Raw genomic sequence first — 21,336 nt, forward strand, 5'->3', positions numbered from 1 at the left:
GTGGCCCCGCGGCGACGACTGATGTCGATGGGGACGGTCCGAACGCCGACCCAAACCCTAACGCTGAAGTTTAGGGTTACCAGTGTGTCTGCTTCCTGGACTCTTCCGAACAGGACACTAAGTCGACAAGTGGCGCACGTTCAACGAACACGCCGAACCTCCCGTTTTTCTTTTCACCCTATGTGATCACCCGTAGCGCTGACCAACCAGGGTGCTGGCCAGCACAAATACCCGTCAACTCCCCGATACCGCCGGGGCGGTGGGAGCGCTTACGTCGAACTGTCCCGCTTTGGGCGCCGCCTTCATGAGCGCGGTGAGGACGAGCGCCTTCGCCGTGCCGTTCTCGCCGCTGCCCCAGATCACCTCGCGATCCCGGGCGAGCCGCAGGGAGATCGCGTCGAACGAGGCGACCCGGACGACCTCGGTGTCCTTGGCGACGGCCGCAGGAAGGTCGCCGGTGACCCGGACCGCTTCCCGCAACAGACGGTCACCCCCGAAGCGGCGGAGGCTCGCGGACGGTTCGGGCTTCAGTTCCAGCAGGGGCACACCCTTCGGCGCCGTGTCCACCGTGGCGTAGCGCACGCCCTTGGCGTCCACTTCCACGAACTTCCCGCCCTTTTCGACCAGAAGGACCGGCTTTCGCTCCGTCACCTTAAGGCTGATTCCGTCCGGCCAGGACCGAACGACATCAACTCTGTCGATACGGGGCAACTTCTGGCGCAACCGGTGTTCCATCGCGTCGGTGTCCACGGAGACCAGCGGGGCGCCGATCGGTGTCGCGGCAACCGCTTCCACTTCTTCGCGCGTGAGAACCTCGGCGCCGCTCGTGGTGACCTTCTCGACCCGGAACCAGGAGGACCCGTAGAGCGCCCAGATCACGAACGCGATGAGGAGGGCGGCCGCGGCGCCGATCAGGATCAGCAGCAGCCGACGGCTGCTCCGGGACCCCTCGGGGCCGATGTGCGGCGGGCGCGCGGAGGTGTCCGCCCGCCCGGGTGCACCGCGCTGGGCGGTCGTCGGTCCGGCCACGCTCGCTCCTTCGCCGGACCCGGGACGCCCGCCCCGGGTCCGCACCGCATCGCGCCGCACGCCTAGTGACGCGAGGCGATCGCTTCGTACACCATGCCGACGAGCAGGTCGTCGGCGTCGCGCCGGCCGAACTCTGCGGCGGCGCGGGACATTTCGTACAGCCGGTGGGGGTCCGACAGCACCGGCAGGACGTTGGACTGCACCCACTCGGGGGTGAGCGCCGCGTCGTCCACCAGCAGGCCGCCGCCGGCGTTGACCACCGGCTGGGCGTTGAGCCGCTGTTCGCCGTTGCCGATGGGCAGCGGGACGTAGGCGGCGGGGAGCCCGACGGCGGAGAGTTCGGCGACGGTCATCGCGCCCGCACGGCAGAGCATCATGTCGGCCGCGGCGTACGCGAGATCCATCCGGTCCACGTACGGTACCGGGATGTAGGGCGGCATCCCGGGCATGTTGTCGATGCGCGGCAATTCGTTCTTCGGGCCGACCACATGGAGGATCTGGATCCCCGAGCGCTGGAGCAGCGGCGCGACCCGCTGGACCACCTCGTTGAGATGGCGCGCCCCCTGCGAGCCGCCGGAGACCAGCAGCGTGGGCAGGTTGGGGTCGAGGCCGAAGGAGGCGCGGGCCTCGGGGCGGACCCGGGCGCGGTCCAGGGTGGCGATGGTGCGGCGCAGCGGGATGCCGATGTAGCGGGCGCCGCGCAGCTTGCTGTCCGGGGTGGAGACGGCGACCCCGTGGGCGTACCGCGAGCCGATCTTGTTGGCCAGGCCCGGGCGGGCGTTGGCCTCGTGGACCACGATCGGCACCCCGGCCCGCTTGGCGGCCAGGTAGCCGGGCAGGGCCACATAGCCGCCGAAGCCGACCACGCAGTCCGCCTTGGTGCGCTCCAGGACCTGCTCGGCGGCCTTGATCGTGCCGCGCAGCCGGCCCGGGACGGTGATCAGTTCGGGCGTGGGCTTACGGGGCAGTGGCACGGCGGGGATGAGTGCCAGCTCGTACCCCCGCTCGGGTACGAGCCTGGTCTCCAGGCCGCGTTCCGTTCCGAGGGCCGTGATTCCCACGGTCGGGTCCTGCCTGCGCAGGGCGTCTGCGAGGGCAAGCGCGGGCTCGATGTGTCCGGCGGTCCCCCCGCCGGCGAGTACGACATGCACCGAAATTCACCGCTCTCCGGACGAACGCTTCTTGACGCGCCGTCTCATCGTCTTCCATCTCACCCCGGGCCTCCGCATGGCCAGGGCCGCCTTCGCCGCGGGGTCCTCCCGTGCGAAGGCGATCATCAGCCCGACCGCGAACATCGTCGGCAGCAGGGCCGATCCCCCGTAGGAGAACAGCGGGAGCGGGACCCCGGCGATCGGCAACAGGCCGAGCACCGCACCGATGTTGATCACGGCCTGGGCCGTGATCCACGTGGTCACGCCTCCCGCGGCATACCTCACGAAGGGGTCCTCCGTACGTCCGGCCACGCGGATACCCGCATAGCCTAGAGCCGCGAAGAGGGCGAGCACGGACAGCGTCCCCGCCAGACCCAGTTCCTCACCGGTGATCGCGAAGATGAAGTCGGTGTGAGGTTCCGGGAGTTGGCCCCATTTTTCCACACTCGCACCCAGCCCGGAACCGAACCATCCGCCGGACGCCAGAGCATAGATTCCGTGGGCCGCCTGCCAGCAGCCGCCCTCCGGGTCTGGCTCGCTCACACCCATGCAGGCGAGCCGGGACATCCGGTTGGGGCTGGTTCTGATCAGCAGGAACGCGAGGACGGCGGCGAAGCCGAGGACTCCGGCGAAGAGGCGGGTGGGGGCGCCGGCCAGCCAGAGCAGACCGAACAGGATCGCCGTGAGAATGATCGCTGTTCCCATGTCGCCGCCGAGCATGATCAGTCCGAGCAGCATGAAGGCGACCGGGACGAGCGGCACGAGCATGTGCTTCCACTGCGTCAGCAACCGCTTGTCCTGCTTGCGGGCCAGCAGGTCCGCCCCCCACAGGATGAGCGCCAGCTTGCCGAACTCGCTGGGCTGGAGCTGGAACGGGCCGCCCAGGTAGATCCAGTTCTGGTTGCCGTTGACCGACATCCCTATCCCCGGCACCTGGACCAGGACCATCAGGAAGACGGTGACCATCAGTATCGGGTAGGCCAGGCCCCGGTGGAGTTTCACGGGCATCTTGGCGGCGATCAGCATCAGCCCGCCCCCGATGGCGGCGGCGAGGAACTGCTTGCCGAAGAAGTACGTCGAGGGCTTGCTGATGTCCAGCGCCTTGATCATCGAGGCGGAGTAGACCATCACCAGGCCCAGCACGGTGATCAGGAGGCTGGAGCCGAGGATCACGTAATAGGCGGTCAGGGGTCGGTCCCAGGCCCGCCGCGCCCGCTCGTAGGCCCGCCGCGGTCCGCCGCCGCGCCCCGAGCGCGGGGTACGGGAGCCGGATCCGCCGCGTCCGGAGCCACGGGCTGTCTCGGGGCGCCGGGCGCCGGTGGCGAGCCGGCCGCGCAGGGCCAGCCCGGGGGGCAGGGGGACGCCGGCGGGGGCGGGCGCCGCGGTGAGGGGGCGGGGTGCCGGGGCCCGTGCGCTCTCCCGCCGTACGGCGAATCTCTCGTCGGCCGGCATTGTCGCTGTCCCCTCCACTGCTCGTACCCGGGGCCCGTGACCCGGGGCGCGGAGCCCGGTCGGTCAGGCGCTCTCGTCGGCGCGTGCCCGGACCGCGTCCGCGAACGCCTCGCCCCGCTTGTTGTAGTTGGTGAACATGTCCATCGAGGCACAGGCCGGGGCCAGCAGTACCGTATCGCCCGGCCGGGCGAGCTCGGCGGCCCGCGCGACCGCTTCGGACATCGCCCCAGTGTCGGTCCGGTCGAGGTCGACCACCGGGACCTCCGGGGCGTGTCGCGTCAGGGCTTCGCGGATCAGGGCGCGGTCGGCGCCCATCAGCACGACGCCGCGCAGCCGCTTCGCCGCGCCGGTGACCAGCTCGTCGAAGGTGGCGCCCTTGGCCAGTCCGCCCGCGATCCAGACGATGGAGTCGTAGGCGGCCAGGGAGGCCTCGGTGGCGTGGGTGTTGGTGGCCTTGGAGTCGTCCACGTAGGCGACTTCGCCGATGTCCGCGACGTGTTCGATGCGGTGGGCGTCGGGGCGGAAGGCGCGCAGCCCGTCGCGGACGGCGGCCGGTTCCACGCCGAAGGCGCGGGCGAGGGCGGCGGCGGCGAGGGCGTTGGCGATGTTGTGCGGAGCCGGCGGGTTGACGTCGCCGACCTCGGCCAGCTCCTGGGCCTGCTTCTGCCGGTTGGCGACGAACGCCCGGTCGACGAGGATGCCGTCCACCACGCCGAGCTGGGAGGGGCCGGGGGCGCCGAGGGTGAAGCCGATGGCGCGGCAGCCCTCCTCGACGTCGGCCTCGCGGACCAGGTCCTCGGTGGCCGGGTCGGCCACGTTGTAGACGCAGGCCACGGTGTTGCCCTCGTAGACGCGGCCCTTGTCGGCGGCGTACGCCTCCATCGAGCCGTGCCAGTCGAGGTGGTCCGGGGCCAGGTTGAGGACGGCGGCGGAGTGGGCGCGCAGGGAGGGCGCCCAGTGCAGCTGGTAGCTGGAGAGTTCGACGGCGAGGACGTCGTACTCCGTCTCGCCGAGCACGGCGTCCAGCAGCGATACGCCGATGTTGCCGACGGCCGCGGTGCGCAGGCCCGCCGCCTCCAGGATGGAGGCCAGCATGCGTACGGTCGTGGTCTTGCCGTTGGTGCCGGTGACCGCGAGCCAGGGGGCGGCCTTCCTGCCGTTGTCGCCGCGCAGGCGCCAGGCCAGTTCGACGTCGCCCCAGACCGGGACGCCCGCCTCGGCGGCAGCCAGGAAGAGCGGCTTGTCCGGCTGCCAGCCGGGGGCGGTGACGACGAGTTCCGTGGACGGCGGCAGGGTCGCGCCGTCGCCGAGGCGCACGGTGATGCCGAGCGCCTCCAGTTCGGCCGCCTGCGCGCGGGCGCGTTCGTCGTCGCCGTCGTTGACGACGGTGACAAGCGCGCCACGCTCGTGCAGGGCGCGGGCGGCGGGGATTCCGCTGACGCCGAGCCCGGCGACGGTGACGTGCTTGCCCTGCCAGTCCACGGTGCTCACTTCTTGGCTGCCCATCCCGCGTAGAAGAGGCCGAGTCCGACGATCACGCACATGCCCTGGATGATCCAGAAGCGGACCACGACCAGGACCTCGGACCAGCCCTTGAGTTCGAAGTGGTGCTGGAGCGGCGCCATGCGGAACACGCGCTTGCCGGTCATCTTGAACGAACCGACCTGGATGACCACGGACATGGTGATCATCACGAAGAGGCCGCCGAGGATGGCGAGCAGGAACTCGGTGCGCGACAGGATCGCGAGACCCGCGAGCGCGCCTCCGAGGGCGAGCGAGCCGGTGTCGCCCATGAAGATCTTGGCGGGCGAGGTGTTCCACCACAGGAAGCCGAAGCAGGCGCCCATCAGGGCCGCGGCGACGACGGCGAGGTCGAGCGGGTCGCGGACCTCGAAACAGGCGCTGGGGTTGGTCAGGTTGTCCGCGTTGGCGCAGGACTCCTGGAACTGCCAGAGGCCGATGAAGGTGTAGGCGCCGAAGACCATCACCGAGGCGCCGGTGGCCAGTCCGTCGAGGCCGTCGGTGAGGTTCACGCCGTTGGACATGGCGAGGATCATGAACAGCGCCCAGACACAGAACAGCACCGGGCCGATCGACCAGCCGAAGTCCTCGACGAACGAGAGCCGGGTGGAGGCCGGGGTGTAGTTCATGGAGTTGGGGAACTGGAGCGAGAGCACCGCGAACGCGATGCCGACGATCAGCTGTCCGGCCATCTTCGCCTTGGCCCGCAGACCCAGCGAACGCTGCTTGACGATCTTGATGTAGTCGTCGAGGAAGCCGACGAGGCCCATGCCCGCCATGAGGAAGAGCACGAGGACACCGGAGTACCGGATGTCCTCACCCGTGATGACCTTCGCGAGGAGGTACGCCACGATCGTCGCCAGGATGAAGGCGATGCCGCCCATCGTGGGCGTGCCCTTCTTGCTGCCGTGGGTGCGCGGGCCGTCGTCCCGGATGAACTGCCCGTAGCCCTTGCGGGCCAGCAGCTTGATCAGCAGCGGGGTACCGACCAGGGTCAGGAAGAGCCCGATGGCCCCCGCGAAGAGGATCTGCCTCATCGGCCGGCGACCTCGCCCTCGGTCGAGTTCTCCAGCAGTGCCTGGGCGACCTTCTCCAGGCCGACCGACCGGGACGCCTTCACCAGCACGACGTCTCCCGGGCGCAGTTCACTGCGCAACAGGTCGACGGCCGCCTGCGCGTCGGACACGTGCACCGACTCCTCACCCCACGAACCCTCGTTATATGCGCCCAGTTGCAGCCAGGAGGCTTCTCTCCCCCGACAGCGACGAGCTTGCTGACGTTGAGCCGGACGGCGAGCCGTCCGACCGCGTCGTGCTCGGCGAGCGACGCGTCACCGAGCTCGGCCATCTGACCGAGCACCGCCCAGGTGCGTCCCCCGTCGGCCCCTCGGGCCTGGCCCATGGCGGCCAGCGCACGCAGTGCGGCTCTCATGGATTCGGGGTTCGCGTTGTAGGCGTCGTTGACGACCGTCACACCGTCCCCGCGCTCGGTGACCTCCATGCGCCAGCGGGAGAGGGTGCCCGCCTCCGAGAGCGCCTCGGCGATCTCGGTCACGGACATGCCCAACTCATGGGCGACGGCGGCCGCGGCGAGCGCGTTCGACACGTGGTGCTCACCGTACAGGCGCATGGTCACGTCGCTGCACCCGGTGGGTGTGTGGAGCTCGAAGGCGGGCCGCCCGTCGGGGGTCATCCGGACCTTCTCGCCCCGTACGTCCGCTTCGTGGGCCTCTCCGAAGAGCAGGACGCGGGCCTTGGTGCGCGAGGCCATCGCACGGACGAGCGGGTCGTCCGCGTTCAGCACGGCGCAGCCGTCCTCGGGCAGGCCCTCCACCAGCTCGCCCTTGGCCTGGGCGATCGCCTCGCGGCTGCCGAACTCGCCGAGGTGCGCGGAGCCGACGTTGAGCACCAGACCGATGCGCGGCGGAGTGAGTTCGGCGAGGTAGCGGATGTGGCCGATGCCGCGAGCGCCCATCTCCAGGACCAGGTGCTCGGTCTCGGCGGTGGCGCTCAGCGCGGTGATCGGCAGCCCGATCTCGTTGTTGAGGGAGCCGGGCGTCCAGACGGTCGGGCCCTTGCGCTGGAGGAGCTGCGCGATCAGGTCCTTGGTGGACGTCTTGCCCGCCGAGCCGGTGAGGGCGACGACCGTCGTGCCGAGGCGTTCCACGGCGGCCCGGGCGAGGGCCCCGAGCGCGCCGACGACATCGTCCACGACGATCGCCGGAACGCCGACGGGGCGGGCCGCCAGCACGGCTGCCGCGCCCGCCTCGACGGCGCGCTGGGCGTAGTCGTGGCCGTCGACCCGTTCACCGGCGAACGCGGCGAACAGGCTGCCGGGTGCGACCTCGCGGGAGTCGATGACGACGGGTCCGGTCACGGTGACTGCCGGGTCCGGTATGTCGTGCGGCTGCCCGCCGACGATTTCGGCGATCTCGGCGAGGGAAAGGGTGATCACTTGGTCATCCCTGACTGTTGTTCTCGTGGTGAGGGGCACGGTCGGCGCCGGGGTGCGCCAGGGACCGTTCGATGGCTGCGTGCAGGACCTTGCGGTCGTCGAAGGCGCGGACCACTCCGTGGACGTCCTGGCCCTGCTCGTGGCCCTTGCCCGCCACCAGGACGGTGTCGCCCGGTTCGGCGCGGGCGACGGCGGCGGCGATGGCGGCGGCCCGGTCGGCGTCGACGAGCACGTCGCCGCGTTCGTGGACGGGGACCTCTGCGGCGCCGGAGAGCATCGCGGCGAGGATCGCCAGGGGGTCCTCGGAGCGGGGGTTGTCGGAGGTCAGCACGGCGGTGTCGGCGAGCCGGGCCGCGGCGGCGCCCATCGGGCCGCGTTTGGTGGTGTCGCGGTCGCCGCCGCAGCCGAGGACGATGTGCACCTTGCCCTCGGTGACCTTGCGCAGGGAGCGCAGGACGGACTCGACGGCGTCGGTCTTGTGCGCGTAGTCGACGACGGCGAGGTAGGGCTGTCCGGCGTCCACCCGTTCCAGCCGGCCCGGGACCCCGGGCACGGCGGCGACGCCGTCGGCGGCGGTCTGCGGGTCGACGCCCGCGACGGCCAGCGTGACGATCGCGGCGAGGGTGTTGGCGACGTTGAACGGGCCGGGCAGCGGGGCGCGGGCGGTGATCCGCTCGCCCTTGGGGCCGACGGCGGTGAAGGTGCTGTCCTGCGGGCCGACCTCGACGTCCTCGGCGTGCCAGTCGGCGTCCGGGTGGCCCTCGGCGGAGAAGGTGGTGACGGGGACGCCGGACTCGGTGATGAGCCTGCGGCCGTACTCGTCGTCGAAGTTGACCACGCCGCGGTGGCTGCGCTCGGGGGTGAAGAGCTGCGCCTTGGCCTGGAAGTAGTCCTCCATGCCGGAGTGGAACTCCATGTGCTCCGGGCTGAGGTTGTTGAAGACGGCGACGTCGAAGACGCAGCCGTCGACCCGGCCGAGCACCAGGGCGTGGCTGGAGACCTCCATCGCGACGGCCTCGACGCCGCGTTCGCGCATGACGGCGAAGAGGGCCTGGAGGTCGGTGGCCTCGGGGGTGGTGCGCTCGGACTTGATGCGCTCGTCGCCGATCCGCATCTCGACGGTGCCGATCAGCCCGGTGGGGCGTCCGGCGGCGCGCAGTCCGCCCTCGACGAGGTACGCGGTGGTGGTCTTGCCGGAGGTTCCGGTGATCCCGATCTGGAGCAGGCCGATACCGGGCCGCCCGTAGATGTCGGCGGCCAGCTCGCCCATCACGGCCCGCGGGTTCTCGACGACGAGGACCGGCAGGCCGGTGGCCGCGGCGCGTTCGGCGCCGGTGGGGTCGGTGAGGACGGCGACGGCGCCCAGGCCAGCGGCCTGGGCCGCGAAGTCGGCGCCGTGCATACGGGCGCCGGGCAGGGCCGCGTACACGTCTCCGGGTCGCACGGCCCGCGAGTCGTGCGTGATGCCGGTGACGTCGCCGCTGCCGTTGGTCTCGACGGCGAGCCGGTCGGCCAGCTCGCCGAGGGGGGTGGGCCGGAGCCGGTCCGGTCGGGGCGCTCCCGGGTAGGTCACAGGCGCGTCCTTCTGAGAGGTTTGGGACTGATCAGCGTGGGGCACGGCGGTGAGCGTACCGGGCCGGTGCGGGCTCTCGCGAAGCGAGGGACCCTGGTTCCGGCGGTTCTCGTTCCGGTTCCCGGGGTCGGGGGTGATCGTTGTCACTGAGGGTTCCCTTGGAGGAGATGCTCGCGCATCCCCGTGTTCACTCGCCGGGTTTGAAGGACACCGGCAGCCGGGGCGGCTCGCTGCCGGACGGTGGGGTCTGGAGCGTCTTGAGCGCGAACTCCATGACCTGCTTGTAGATCGGGCCGCAGATCTGGCCGCCGAAGTAGCTGCCCTTGGTGGGGTTCTGGATCGCGCAGTAGACGGTGATCTGCGGGTTGTCGGCGGGGGCGAAGCCCGCGAAGGAGGCGGTGTAGCCCTTGTAGACGCCGCGGACGGGGTCGACCCGGTTGGCGGTTCCGGTCTTGCCCGCGACCCGGTAGCCGGGGATGGCGGCCTTGGTGCCGGTCCCCTCGCGGTCGTCGACGACGGATTCCAGCATGGTCGCCAGGGTCTTGGCGGTCTTCTCGCTGACCACCCGGTTCTCCTCGGGGGCTTCGGCCGGTGTGAAGCGGCCGTCGGGCCCCTTGGTTCCGCGTACGAGGGTGGGGGCGATCCGGACGCCTCCGTTGGCGACCGTGGAATAGACCGAGGCGGCCTGGACGGCGTTGACGGAGAGGCCCTGGCCGAAGGGGATCGTGTACTGCTGCGAGGTCGACCAGTCCTTCGGGTGGGCCAGCAGGCCGGGTGACTCGCCGGGGTAGCCGAGCCCGGTCTTCTTGCCGAGGCCGAACTTCCGCAGGTAGTCGTAGAGGACCTTGTTCGACTCGGCCTGGGTCTTGCCGAGCTGACCGGTCGCCAGGATGGTGCCGATGTTGCTGGACTTGGCGAGGACCCCGTTGAGCGTGAGGTACCAGGTGGGGTGGTCGACGTCGTCCTTGAAGAGCCGGTCGCCCCGGTGCAGCCGGTTGGGGACGGTGACATGGGTGCCGGGCGTGGCGGCCCCCTCCTCCAGCACGGCCGCGATCGACATGACCTTGCTGGTGGAGCCGGGCTCGTACACGTCCTGGAGGGCCGCGTTGCCGAGCGAGGCCGAGGTTGCCTGGGAGAGGTCGTTGGGGTCGTAGCCCGGGGCGTTGGCCATGGCCAGCAGCTCGCCGGTCCTCGTGTTCTGCACGATGACGTAGCCGCGGTCGGCCTTGGACTTGGCGACCTGGTCGCTGATGGCCTTCTGCGCGGCCCACTGGATATCGCGGTCGATGGTCAGCTCGATGTCGGAGCCGGGCACGGCCGGGATCTCGCTGCTGCCCGCGGTGGGGACCCGTCGGCCGCCCGCCTGGGCGTAGCGGATCTTGCCGTCCTCGCCCGCCAGCTCCTTGTCCAGCTGTGACTCCAGGCCGCCGCCGCCCTTGCCGTCGGCGCTGACGAAGCCCAGTATCCCGGCGGCGAGGTCCCCGTTGGGGTAGACGCGCTTGGTGGTCGGCTCCTGGAGGACACCGGCCAGGACGTTGGCTCCCGGGCCGCCCTTGAGCTTGTCCTCGGACGCCTTCTCGGCGAAGACGGCCTTGAGGTCCTTGATCTGCTTCCAGACCTGGGGGGTCTGCCGGTGGGCGAGGACGGTGTAGCGGCTGTTGGCCGAGAGCTGCTTGACGAGCTTGTCGACGTCCTTGCCGAGGATCGGGGCGAGGAGCGCGGCAGCCTGCTGGGGGGCGTCGGGGCCTTGCTCTCCTCGGGCGTGAAGAGCTTGGGGTCGGCCGTGATGTTGTGCGCGTCCATGCTGGTGGCGAGCGCGACGCCGTTGCGGTCGGTGATCTCGCCGCGTTCGGCGGCGACCGTGTACTCCAGGTAGCGGTTCTTCTCGGCCTTGGCCGCGTACGCGCTGGCGTCGACGGCCTGGACCTGGAGCAGCCGGGCCACGAAGGCCAGCATGACCAGCGTCAGCCCGAGGCTGACGAGCCGCAGCCGGGGGCGCGGGCTGCCGAGGCGCAGGGAGCGGGGTGCGGTGCCGCGCCGGGTGGTGCTCCCCCGGGCGGGGCGGGGGCGGCGGGCCGGTGGGCGCGCGCCGGGGCGGCCGGACCGGGATGCCCCGTCGCCGGATCGGGATGCTCCGTTGCGGGGGCGGGCCGGTCCGGGTACGCGGCGGCGCGGCGGTTCCTTGGGCGGCACTGCGTCACCTGCCGGGGCTCGTCGGGGGCGGGCTGTCGTCCGCCGAGGGGGCGGCCGCGAGGTCGGGCCGGGGCTCGGACACGGAGGGCGAGGGGGAGCCGGAGGGGCCGGCCGAGGGGTCGGCCGCCGGGTCGTCAAGGTCCGGTGAGGCGCTGGGGCTCGGACTCGGGCTGGGCGGCGGGGCGGTCGCCTCCACGGGGTTGCCGCGGACCGTGCCGTCGGGGTTCAGGAAGGCGGGGCTGCCGCCGGGGACCATGCCCAGCTCCCGGGCGCGCTTCTCCAGGGCGTCGGGCTGGGACCGGCTGTCGACGTCGCGCTGGAGGGCCTGCTGCTCGTCGGTGAGCTCGGTGGTGTCCCGCTTCAGCTCGCTGAGCCGGAACGATCCCTCGTTGAGCGCGGAGTTCAGCAGGAGCAGGGTGATGAGTCCGCCGCCCAGCAGCAGGACGACCAGCAGGACGAAGGGGGTGCGGGCCGCGGTGCTGGGCCCGGTGGACGGCATCAGCCGGGCGAGCCGGGCGACCCGCCCCTTCAGCGGTGCGGCCGGTTTGCTCACCCCGCGACTCCCCCGGTACGGCGTCCGGCCCCGGTGCTCATCGCTCCTCCTCGCGGATGCGCTGAGCGCCGCGCAGCCGGGCGGGGGCGGCGCGCCGGTTCTCGGCGACCTCCTCCTCGGTGGGCAGCTCGGCGCCCCGGGTGAGCTGCTTCAGGCGGGGCTGGTAGCGCTCGGGGACGACGGGCAGTCCGGGGGGCGCGGTGTTGGCGGCGCCGGCCGCGAAGACCTGCTTGACCAGCCGGTCCTCCAACGAGTGGTACGAGAGCACCGCGATGCGGCCGCCGACGGCGAGGCTGTCGACGGCGGCCGGGATGGCCCGCTCCAGGACGCTCAGCTCGCCGTTGACCTCGATGCGCAGGGCCTGGAAGGTCCGCTTGGCGGGGTTGCCGCCGGTGCGCTTGGCGGCCTGCGGCAGCGCGTCACGGATCAGCTCGACGAGCCGGGCGCTGTTGCTGAACGGCTCCTTCTCGCGCTCGCGCACGATCGCGGAGACGATCCGCTTGGCCTGCTTCTCCTCGCCGTACGCGCGCAGGATCCGCACGAGCTCGCCGGGCGGGTAGGTGTTGAGCACCTCGGCGGCGCCCATCCCGGTGGACTGGTCCATGCGCATGTCGAGCGGGGCGTCCTGGGCGTACGCGAAGCCGCGGCCGGCCTCGTCGAGCTGCATGGAGGAGACGCCGAGGTCGAACAGGACGCCCTGGACCTTCGGGATCCCGAGCCGCGCGAGGACGTCGGGGAGTTCGTCGTAGACCGCGTGGACGAGGGTGGCCCGGTCGCCGTAGGGGGCGAGCCGTTCGCCGGAGAGGCGGAGGGCTTCCTTGTCACGGTCCAGGGCGATCAGCCGGGCGGTGGGGAAGGCGGCGAGCAGGGCCTCGCTGTGGCCGCCGAGGCCGAGGGTGCAGTCGACGACCACGGGCTGCGGGTGGGCCGGGTCCTGGAGAGCCGGGGCCAACAGGTCCAGACACCTCTGGAGCATCACCGGGACGTGTCGGGTCTGGCTCAATGCGCCCTCTCAGGCTCTGTCCCGCGCGGCCGGCACGTACGTCCTGGTCCCCGCCCGCTCTGAAGGGGAGGCCCGCCGGCGCCGGGGAAGGGGCGTCGGCCGACCGAGAGCGGGAGAGGGCCGGGTCGCACGTACGCCGCACATCACGGGGGAAATACGGAATATGCAGGAGGTGCGGGGAGGTGCGTTGGGGCGGTGGGGCGGGAATTCGGGTGTTGACTTCGCGTTACTTTAGTCCACCCTGCCATTCGATCGATTCGCGATCAACGAACCGCGCAGCGCGTCGCGCCACCCGACCGGATGCGTCGAACTCACTCGAACAGGTGCGTCCGGCGGGTCCTGTGGGTTAGCTCACAACAAGCCGTGTTGACGTTCTTTGTCCGCTCTCACAGCCCGCCCGTGCCAGGTGGGAAGGCTAACGTCGTATCCATGTCGACTTCTGCTCACTCCCCCGCCGAGTCCGTGACACCCACCGCTGCGGCGGTCCGCGAGGGGGGCCAGGTCACCGACCGCCTCGTCGCGCTGAACTCCCAGTACGCGAAGGACTTCCGCGATCCGGGCATGGACGCGCGTCCCGTCCTCCAGGTCGCCGTCGTCGCCTGCATGGACGCCCGTCTCGACCTGCACGCCGCGCTCGGTCTGGAGCTCGGTGACTGCCACACGATCCGCAACGCGGGCGGTGTGGTCACCGAGGACGTGATCCGCTCGCTCACCATCAGCCAGCGGGCGCTCGGCACCCGCAGCGTCGTTCTCATCCACCACACCAACTGCGGTCTGGAGTCCCTCACCGAGGACTTCCGGCAGGACCTGGAGCGCGAAGTGGGCCAGCGTCCGGCCTGGGCCGTGGAGGCCTACACGGACGCCGACCAGGACGTGCGCCAGTCGATGCAGCGGGTGCGGACCTCGCCGTTCCTGCTGCACACCGACGATGTGCGCGGGTTCGTCTTCGACGTGACCACCGGTCTGCTGCGGGAGATCGACTCCGTTTCCTGAACGGATCCCCGTCGCTTCCCGGCCCTCCGCTGCACCTCACGCACGCATCGCCGCGCCCTGCGGCACCGGAATCGTGACAGACACTGCCTTTTCACACCCACTTATCCACAGGCGAGTGACACGAAGCGGTAACGGCAACAAGAATGCGGGTGTGACCTCCCCCGGGTCTTCCGGAGGGGTGTCCGATTTTTCGGGGTGGGCCGCGCGGGTACGCGCGACGGCCCCTGCGCAAAAGGGCCGAGGAGGGCCGGGTGACGACCTATGACGATCGAGCGAGCCTCACTGATCTGACCACCACCGCAGAGCGGGTGCGCAGGTCGGTGGAGGGTGTGATCGAGGGCAAGCCCGAGGTCGTACGGCTATCGCTGACCGTGCTGCTCGCCGAGGGGCATCTCCTCATCGAGGACGTGCCCGGGGTCGGCAAGACCATGCTGGCCAAGGCGCTGGCCCGGTCCATCGACTGTTCGGTGCGGCGGATCCAGTTCACGCCGGACCTGCTGCCCTCGGACATCACCGGCGTATCGATCTTCGACCAGCAGCGGCGGGACTTCGAGTTCAAGCCGGGCGCGATCTTCGCCCAGATCGTGATCGGCGACGAGATCAACCGCGCCTCGCCGAAGACGCAGTCGGCGCTGCTGGAGTCGATGGAGGAGCGCCAGGTCACCATCGACGGGCACACCTACGAGCTGCCCGACCCGTTCATGGTGGTCGCCACGCAGAACCCGGTCGAGATGGAGGGCACCTACCCGCTGCCCGAGGCCCAGCGCGACCGCTTCATGGCCCGGGTCTCCATCGGTTATCCGAGCCCGGAAGCCGAGCTCCAGATGCTCGATGTGCACGGGGGCCTCTCGCCGCTGGACGACCTCCAGCCGGTGGCCCACGCCCACGACATCGTGAAGCTGATCGACGCCGTCCGTACGGTGCACGTCGCCGAGGCCGTGCGGCGTTACGCCGTGGAACTCGTCGCGGCCACTCGTACCCACCCCGACCTCCGGCTCGGCGCCTCCCCGCGCGCGACGCTGCATCTGCTGCGCGCCGCCAAGGCGTCCGCCGCGCTCAGCGGGCGTGACTACGCCCTGCCGGACGACGTCCAGGCGCTGGCCACCCCGGTGCTGGCGCACCGGCTGCTGCCCACCGCCCAGGCCCAGCTGAACCGCCGCACGGCGGAGCAGGTGGTCGGGGAGATCATCCAGCGCACCCCCGTTCCGACATCGGCCGGCGGCACCGCACCGCCCGCGCGGGAGCAGGGCCGCCCGCTGTACCACCAGCAGCAGCCCGGGGCACGGCGGCTGTGATGGCGGCCGGCGAGCCCGGCGCCGTGGAGGACGGCGGACGGAAGGGCGGCCTCCGGGCGGCCCTGGGCGGACTGACCACCCGGGGACGCTCGTTCCTGGCCGCCGGTCTTGCCGCCGCCGTCTGCGCGTACGTCCTGGGCCAGGGCGACCTGTTGCGGGTCGGGCTGTTGCTCGCTGTGCTGCCCCTGGTCTGCGTGACCGTGCTCTACCGCACCCGCTACCGGGTCACGGGCACCCGCCGGCTCTCGCCGTCCCGGGTGCCCGCGGGCGCGGAGGCCCGGGTGCACCTGCGGATGGAGAACGTCTCGCGGCTGCCCACGGGGCTGCTGATGCTCCAGGACCGCGTGCCGTACGTGCTGGGTCCGCGGCCCCGCTTCGTCCTGGACCGGGTGGAGGCGGGCGGTCGGCGCGAGGTGTCCTACCGGGTCCGCTCCGACCTGCGCGGCCGCTATCCGCTCGGCCCGTTGCAGCTGCGGCTCAGCGACCCCTTCGGCATGTGCGAGCTGACGCGTTCCTTCAGCGCGTACGACACCCTCGTCGTCATTCCGCGCACGGTGCCGCTGCCCGCGCTGCGGCTGGCGGGCGAGGCCTCCGGGTACGGCGACGGGCGTCAGCGCTCGCTCGCGCTCGCCGGGGAGGACGACATCATTCCGCGCGGCTACCGGCACGGCGACGATCTGCGCCGGGTTCACTGGCGCTCCACCGCGCGCCACGGCGAGCTGATGGTGCGCCGTGAGGAACAACCGCAGCGGGCCCGGTGCACGGTCCTGCTGGACACCCGGCAGATCGGCTACCGGGGTGCCGGGCCCGACTCGGCGTTCGAGTGGGCGGTCTCGGCGGCGGCCTCGGCCCTCGTGCACATGCTGGAGCGCGGCTTCGCCGTCCGGCTGCTCACCGACGACGGCACCGCGGTGCCCGGCGAGGGGACCGACGGGTACGCGGGCTCGACCCAGGAGTCCGCGGACTCGGCGGGACTGATGCTCGACACGCTCGCCGTGGTCGGCCACTCCGACGGCGGGGGCCTCAGCCGCGCCCATGACGTGCTGCGCGGCGGTAACGAGGGGCTTCTCATCGCCTTCTTCGGCGATCTGGACGAGGAGCAGACCGCGGTCGCGGCCCGGATGCGACAGCGCGCCGGGGCCGGGGTCGCGTTCGTCCTGGACAGCGCCGCGTGGGCCGGCGACGGGAGCGCGGCGGGCGCGGCCGAGGACCGGCTGCGACGGCTGCGCGAGTCCGGCTGGACGGCGGTGCCGGTGGAGCCGGGCGACGAGCTGCCCGAGCTGTGGCAGCTGGCCGGCGGGATGCGCACGGACACGCCGTCCGCCCCGAGCGGCGGCCCGAACGGTTTCGCGGGGGGATGGTCATGAGCGGGCGGGCCAGGCTGACGCTGAGCGCCTGTGCGGCGACACTGCTGGCGGCGGGGGCGCTGATCCCGCTGGTGGAGGAGGTCGGCTGGCTGGTGCAGGCGGCGGTGCTGCTCGCTGTCCAGAGCGGGGTGGGCGCCCTGGCGCGCCGGGTCCCGCTGGCCCGGACGCTGACCGTCGCCGCCCAGGCGCTGGTCACCCTGGTGCTGCTGACCCTGGTGTTCGCACGGGACCACGCCCTGCTGGGGGTGGTGCCGGGGCCGCAGGCCGTCATGCGGCTCGGCGAGCTGCTGGTCGCGGGCGGGGAGGACGTCGGTACGTACTCCACCCCGGCCCCGCTGACCGACGGCATCGAGCTGATGGTGGTCGGCGGGGTGGTCCTGATCGGCCTCGTCGTGGACGCCATGGCGGTGACCTTCCGCAGCGCGGCCCCGGCCGGGCTGCCGCTCCTCGCCCTGTACTCGGTCGCGGCCGGTCTCTCCGACGGCGGGGCGGGATGGCTGTGGTTCCTGCTGGCCGCCTCCGGCTATCTGCTGCTCCTGCTGGCGGAGGGCCGGGACCGGCTCTCCCAGTGGGGCCGTGTCTTCGGCGGGGCCTCACGGACCAGGGGCGGTCTGGCCGACGGGCTGTCCGGTACGGGCGGCGGCTCCTCCCCCGTGCGGACCGGGCGGCGGATCGGCGTGCTGGCGCTCGGCATCGCCCTGGTGGCTCCCCTCGCCCTGCCCGCCCTGGACAGCGGTCTGCTCGGCGGCAACGGCCCGGGGAACGGCAAGGGCAGCGGCGGTGGCACGATCTCCGCGGTGAATCCGCTGGTCTCGTTGCAGAACAACCTCAACCAGCCGGAGAACCGGGAGGTGATGACGTACCGCAGCAACATCGAGAACCCGCAGAACCTCTATCTCCGCATCCTGGCCCTGGACGAGTTCAACGGCAGCGAGTGGCGTTCCTCCACCCGGCGGCTGACGGACGTACCCGACCGGCTCCCCCAGCCCGCGGGGCTCGGTGGGGACGTCTCGGTCACGGAGGTCCGGACGAACATCTCCGCCTCGCGCTCCTACCAGCAGACGTATCTGCCGCTCCCCTACCCGGCGAGCGAGGTCCGGGTCGGCGGCCGCTGGCGGTACGAACCCGAGGGCCGCACCCTCGTCGGAGACGACGGGCAGACCACGCGCGGTGCGCGGTACGAGGTCGGCAGCCTGGTCGTCGAACCCACGGCGCAGCAACTCGCGGCCGCGGGTTCGCCGCCCGGGGAGCTGTCCCGGGAGTACACCCAGCTCCCCGGCTCGCTGCCGGAGGTGGTCGCCGAGACCGCCGCACAGGTCACGGAGGGCGCGGCCAACGCCTACGAGCAGGCCGTGAAACTCCAGGACTGGTTCGCCTCCGAGGGCGGTTTCACCTACGACACGACGGTCACCTCGGGCACGGGGTCGTCCGCCATCGCCCGGTTCCTCCGTGACAAGGAGGGCTTCTGCGTCCACTTCTCGTTCTCGATGGCCGCGATGGCCCGGACGCTGGGCATCCCGGCCCGGGTCGCGGTGGGCTTCACTCCGGGCACCATGAAGTCGAACGGGGCGATCTCGGTCGGGCTGCGCGACGCGCACGCCTGGCCCGAGCTGTATTTCGAGGGCGTCGGGTGGACCCGGTTCGAGCCGACCCCGAGCCGGGGCAGCACTCCCTCGTGGACCCGGCCCGAGCTTCCCACGGACACCGCGAGCGACGCGGCCGAGCCCTCCGCGGACGCGTCCACCGCACCGTCCGCCCTCCCCTCCGCCGACGACAGCTGCCCGCCGCAGTTGCGCCAGGAAGGCGGGTGCGGGCCGTCGCAGGAGGCGGGAACCGCGGTGCCGACCGACCGCGGCACCCCGCTCGGGACGGTGCTACTGGTGGTCCTCGCGGCGGTCCTGGCCCTGGTGCTGCCGTTGTCACCGCTGTGGTGGCGGACCCGGACGAGAAACCGCCGGCTGGGCTCCGGGGGCCGGACGCCCGCCGACGCCGCCGCACGGACGCTGGCCGCCTGGCGGGAGATCACCGACACGGCCTGGGACCACGGCATCGCCCCGGACGACTCGCTGACCCCCCGGAAGGCGGCGGCCCGGATCGTGCGGCTGGGCCGGCTCGACACCACCGCGGCCGAGGCGGTGCACCGGATCGCGGGCTCGGTGGAACAGGTGCTGTACGCCCCCGAGCCGCGCCCGGCGGACGGCCTGGCCGAGGACGCTACGGCGGTGCGGGCGGGACTGCGGGCCACGGCGGGCCGGGGCGCCCGGCTGCGGGCAATGCTTCTGCCCCGCTCGTCCGTCCGGGTGGTGTGGGCCGTCGCCGACCGCCGGACGGCCCTCGCGGAGCGGTGGGCGGGCCGCGCGGGGGCCGGTCGCTGGACGACCCGGCTGCGCCGCCTCACGCGCCAGCACGGCTGAGGCGGGCCGAACCCCGCCCGTGAATGCCTCCGGCCCGGACCCCGCGAACGGGTCCGGGCCGGAGGCATTCACGACTCTGCCGGAGGCATTCGCCCGGCTCAGCCGGAGGTTCCCCCGCCCCCAGACGCTCTGTCGGCTCCGGGGGGCGCCCAGTGGGCTCTACCGTCCGGGGGCCGTCCGGCAACGGCTGAGGGGCGGCCGCAACAATGCGGCCGCCCCTCACCCATCGGTGTCCTGCGTGGCGCCATCGCCCGGCTCTGTGGGAAGAACAGGGCCGACGCGTACTGCCTACTGGCCCTGTTCGTCGCGGCGGCGCTGCCACCGCTGCTCGATGCGGTTCATCATCGACCGGCGTTGTCTCGGTCGGCGGCGTGCGCCGCTGTCCCCGCCACCTGCGGCGGCCGGCTGCTGTTCACCGGGCTTGGGCGCTTTGCGCCATCCGGTGACCGCGAGCACGGCGCAGCCGAGCATGACGAGGAACCCCACCACGCTGATCCAGATCTGCTGGGCGACCATTCCGGCCATGAGGAGCGCGATACCCACCAGGAAGCCTGCGACCGCCTGGTAGACCCTTTTGCGGGTGTACGTACGCAGCCCGCTTCCCTCGAGCGCTGTCGCGAACTTGGGATCTTCGGCGTACAGCGCTCGCTCCATCTGCTCGAGCATGCGCTGCTCGTGCTCCGAGAGCGGCACGGGATCCTCCTCGTCGTCGGCCGCGGGGGCGACCGGTATGCGGCCCTTCCAGGATAGGCAGGGATTCGCCCCCGTGAAACCCGCCCTCTAGCGTTCAGCCAGTCCGGACCGCTATGTCGGCTCGGCTGTTGAGGCGTAGATTCCCCGACGACCGATCCGCCATGCCGGATGGTGTCACCCGATCATACGGGGCTTACGCCTCGTACGGGGGTCCTGAGTCCCACTCCGTGCGCAGCTTCGTTGCTGATCAGCGGCGCTTCTCACCCAGAACGTGCAGCTGGGTGGCGACCGAGTGGAACGCGGGCTGCTCGGCGGCGGCCGCTTCGAGCTTGAGGAGCGCCTCCACGGCGCCGGGCTCGGTGTCCACCAGGACGCCCGGCACGAGGTCGGCGAAGACCCGGACCCCGTGCACCGCGGCGATCTCCATTCCGGCCTCGGAGACCAGGTCGGAGAGCTGCTCGGCGGTGAACCTGCGGGGCACCGGGTCGCCCTCGCCCCAGCGGCCCGCCGGGTCGGTGAGCGCCTGCCGGGCCTCGGTGAAGTGTCCGGCGAGGGCGCGGGCCAGAACGGCTCCGCCGAGGCCGGCGGCGAGCAGGCTGAGCGCACCGGAGGGGCGCAGGGCCTCGACCGCGTTGCGCACGCCCTCGGCGGGCTCGTCGACGTACTCCAGGACGCCGTGGCAGAGCACCGCGTCGAAACCGTCGCGCTCCACGACGTCGAAGAGGCCGAGGATGTCGCCCTGGACGCCCCGGACCCGGTCGGCGACCCCGGCCTCGGCGGCGCGGCGCTCCAGCGCGAAGAGCGCGTTGGGGCTGGGGTCGACGACGGTGACCCGGTGGCCGAGCCTGGCCGCGGGCACGGCGAAGTTTCCGGTGCCGCCTCCGGTGTCCAGGACATCCAGGGCGTCCCTGCCGGCCGCCTTGACCTGACGGTCCAGAGCCTCCTTGAGGACCTCCCAGACCACGGCGGTACGGAGGGAGGCGCGGGGGCGCGGCTGGTCCGACACGGCAGATGTCTCCTCGGCACGGTGCCGCCGGGGACGGCGGAGCGTGAACAGTGCGGGTGGTGATGTGAGCGGTCACCACCCTATTGCCTCGCGCCCCCGGGCAGCTCACCCGCCGCCCGGGCGCTCCGGACGGGGCTGCGGAAGGATCGGCTGGAGCACGAGGAGCCGTTCCACCAGGCGCAGGAACATGGCCGCGTCGCGCAGCAGGTCGTCGGCGTCGCGCCCGCTGGCGGCTCCCGGCATGCCGGCCTCCGCGCGGGCCCGGCGGTCGGCGCCCGAGGCGAAGAGGGCGCTCCATTCGGTCAGCTCCGGGGCTATCTCCGGGAGGACTTCCCAGGCGCTGCGGATGCGGTCGCGGCGGCGCTTGTTCGTCTCGGGCCGCCCGCGGGCGGCCAGCACGGCCGCCGCGATGCGCAGGGCGGCGAGGTGGGCGGTGGCGTACCGCTCGTTGGGCTCGCGGAGCACGGCGGCCTCGTCGAGGCCGGAGCGGGCCTTGGCGAGCAGATCGAGGGCGGCGGGCGGTGCCGCGGCGCGGCGCAGGACGGGGTGGACATCGGCGGCCGGACCGGTCAGTGAGGGGGCAGGGCTGCCTGCGCGGCGCCGCGGGGCGGCGGCTGCGGACGAGCTGGCCATGACGAA

15 protein-coding genes and 2 pseudogenes are annotated in these 21,336 nt (G+C 72.2%); 4 read left to right on the forward strand and 13 right to left on the reverse strand.

What is annotated here, in order from left to right:
- Positions 1-234 precede the first annotated feature (234 nt).
- The 10 genes and pseudogenes from CCZ36_RS07185 to rsmH form a co-directional block, all read right to left on the reverse strand.
- Positions 235-1,029 carry a cell division protein FtsQ/DivIB gene (locus tag CCZ36_RS07185; protein ID WP_069744444.1) on the reverse strand — a complete coding sequence of 265 codons (795 nt, stop codon included), beginning with the start codon at positions 1,027-1,029 and terminating at the stop codon, positions 235-237.
- 62 nt (positions 1,030-1,091) lie between these two features.
- The gene (gene murG / locus CCZ36_RS07190; protein ID WP_065490252.1) at positions 1,092-2,180 is read right to left on the reverse strand and encodes an undecaprenyldiphospho-muramoylpentapeptide beta-N-acetylglucosaminyltransferase; all 1,089 of its coding nucleotides are present in this window, start codon (positions 2,178-2,180) and stop codon (positions 1,092-1,094) included.
- A 6-nt stretch (positions 2,181-2,186) separates the two neighbouring features.
- On the reverse strand, positions 2,187-3,632 hold the full coding sequence (ftsW, locus tag CCZ36_RS07195) for a putative lipid II flippase FtsW (protein WP_206515714.1): 1,446 nt from the start codon (positions 3,630-3,632) through the stop codon (positions 2,187-2,189).
- Positions 3,633-3,695: 63 nt separating this feature from the next.
- On the reverse strand, positions 3,696-5,138 hold the full coding sequence (gene murD / locus CCZ36_RS07200; RefSeq protein WP_176735253.1) for a UDP-N-acetylmuramoyl-L-alanine--D-glutamate ligase: 1,443 nt from the start codon (positions 5,136-5,138) through the stop codon (positions 3,696-3,698).
- A complete protein-coding gene (gene mraY / locus CCZ36_RS07205; protein WP_030583424.1) occupies positions 5,120-6,190 on the reverse strand; it encodes a phospho-N-acetylmuramoyl-pentapeptide-transferase in 1,071 nt (356 codons plus the stop codon). Before mraY ends, murD begins: the two co-directional genes overlap by 19 nt.
- A pseudogene (locus tag CCZ36_RS07210) lies at positions 6,187-7,607 on the reverse strand (UDP-N-acetylmuramoyl-tripeptide--D-alanyl-D-alanine ligase). The gene mraY and the pseudogene CCZ36_RS07210 overlap by 4 nt, the downstream one beginning before the upstream one ends.
- Positions 7,608-7,611: 4 nt before the next feature.
- Entirely contained in the window at positions 7,612-9,327 is a 1,716-nt protein-coding gene (locus CCZ36_RS07215; RefSeq protein ID WP_079149583.1) for a UDP-N-acetylmuramoyl-L-alanyl-D-glutamate--2,6-diaminopimelate ligase, read from the reverse strand.
- Positions 9,328-9,367: 40 nt separating this feature from the next.
- A pseudogene (locus tag CCZ36_RS07220) lies at positions 9,368-11,373 on the reverse strand (peptidoglycan D,D-transpeptidase FtsI family protein).
- 4 nt (positions 11,374-11,377) lie between these two features.
- Entirely contained in the window at positions 11,378-11,926 is a 549-nt protein-coding gene (locus CCZ36_RS07225; protein WP_069737792.1) for an FtsB family cell division protein, read from the reverse strand.
- A 37-nt stretch (positions 11,927-11,963) separates the two neighbouring features.
- Complete coding sequence (rsmH, locus tag CCZ36_RS07230; RefSeq protein ID WP_069737791.1) at positions 11,964-12,929, reverse strand: 16S rRNA (cytosine(1402)-N(4))-methyltransferase RsmH; 966 nt, start codon at positions 12,927-12,929, stop codon at positions 11,964-11,966.
- Between the two features lie 429 nt (positions 12,930-13,358).
- Here rsmH and CCZ36_RS07235 point away from each other — a divergent pair, with 429 nt between their 5' ends.
- The 4 genes from CCZ36_RS07235 to CCZ36_RS07250 all read left to right on the forward strand — a co-directional run bounded on the left by CCZ36_RS07235 (position 13,359) and on the right by CCZ36_RS07250 (position 18,998).
- Positions 13,359-13,922 (forward strand): beta-class carbonic anhydrase, encoded by a 564-nt coding sequence (locus CCZ36_RS07235; protein ID WP_069737790.1) that lies wholly within the window; start codon positions 13,359-13,361, stop codon positions 13,920-13,922.
- Positions 13,923-14,173: 251 nt separating this feature from the next.
- Positions 14,174-15,217 (forward strand): AAA family ATPase, encoded by a 1,044-nt coding sequence (locus tag CCZ36_RS07240; protein ID WP_069737789.1) that lies wholly within the window; start codon positions 14,174-14,176, stop codon positions 15,215-15,217.
- Positions 15,217-16,584 (forward strand): DUF58 domain-containing protein, encoded by a 1,368-nt coding sequence (locus tag CCZ36_RS07245; RefSeq protein WP_128817233.1) that lies wholly within the window; start codon positions 15,217-15,219, stop codon positions 16,582-16,584. The genes CCZ36_RS07240 and CCZ36_RS07245 overlap by 1 nt, the downstream gene beginning before the upstream one ends.
- On the forward strand, positions 16,581-18,998 hold the full coding sequence (locus tag CCZ36_RS07250) for a transglutaminase TgpA family protein (protein WP_128817235.1): 2,418 nt from the start codon (positions 16,581-16,583) through the stop codon (positions 18,996-18,998). Before CCZ36_RS07245 ends, CCZ36_RS07250 begins: the two co-directional genes overlap by 4 nt.
- Before the next feature lie 288 nt (positions 18,999-19,286).
- Here the strand turns inward: CCZ36_RS07250 and CCZ36_RS07255 are convergent, their stop codons facing one another.
- The 3 genes from CCZ36_RS07255 to CCZ36_RS07265 form a co-directional block, all read right to left on the reverse strand.
- Positions 19,287-19,691 carry a DUF3040 domain-containing protein gene (locus CCZ36_RS07255; protein WP_006123866.1) on the reverse strand — a complete coding sequence of 135 codons (405 nt, stop codon included), beginning with the start codon at positions 19,689-19,691 and terminating at the stop codon, positions 19,287-19,289.
- A gap of 247 nt (positions 19,692-19,938) precedes the next feature.
- A complete protein-coding gene (locus CCZ36_RS07260) occupies positions 19,939-20,697 on the reverse strand; it encodes a methyltransferase (RefSeq protein ID WP_069737787.1) in 759 nt (252 codons plus the stop codon).
- A 105-nt stretch (positions 20,698-20,802) separates the two neighbouring features.
- Positions 20,803-21,330, reverse strand: a complete 528-nt coding sequence (locus tag CCZ36_RS07265; RefSeq protein ID WP_006123869.1) for an SAV_6107 family HEPN domain-containing protein — start codon at positions 21,328-21,330, stop codon at positions 20,803-20,805.
- Positions 21,331-21,336: the final 6 nt, after the last annotated feature.

The organism is Streptomyces sp. S063 (genome assembly GCF_002832675.1).
GTDB classification, from domain to species: domain Bacteria; phylum Actinomycetota; class Actinomycetes; order Streptomycetales; family Streptomycetaceae; genus Streptomyces; species Streptomyces sindenensis.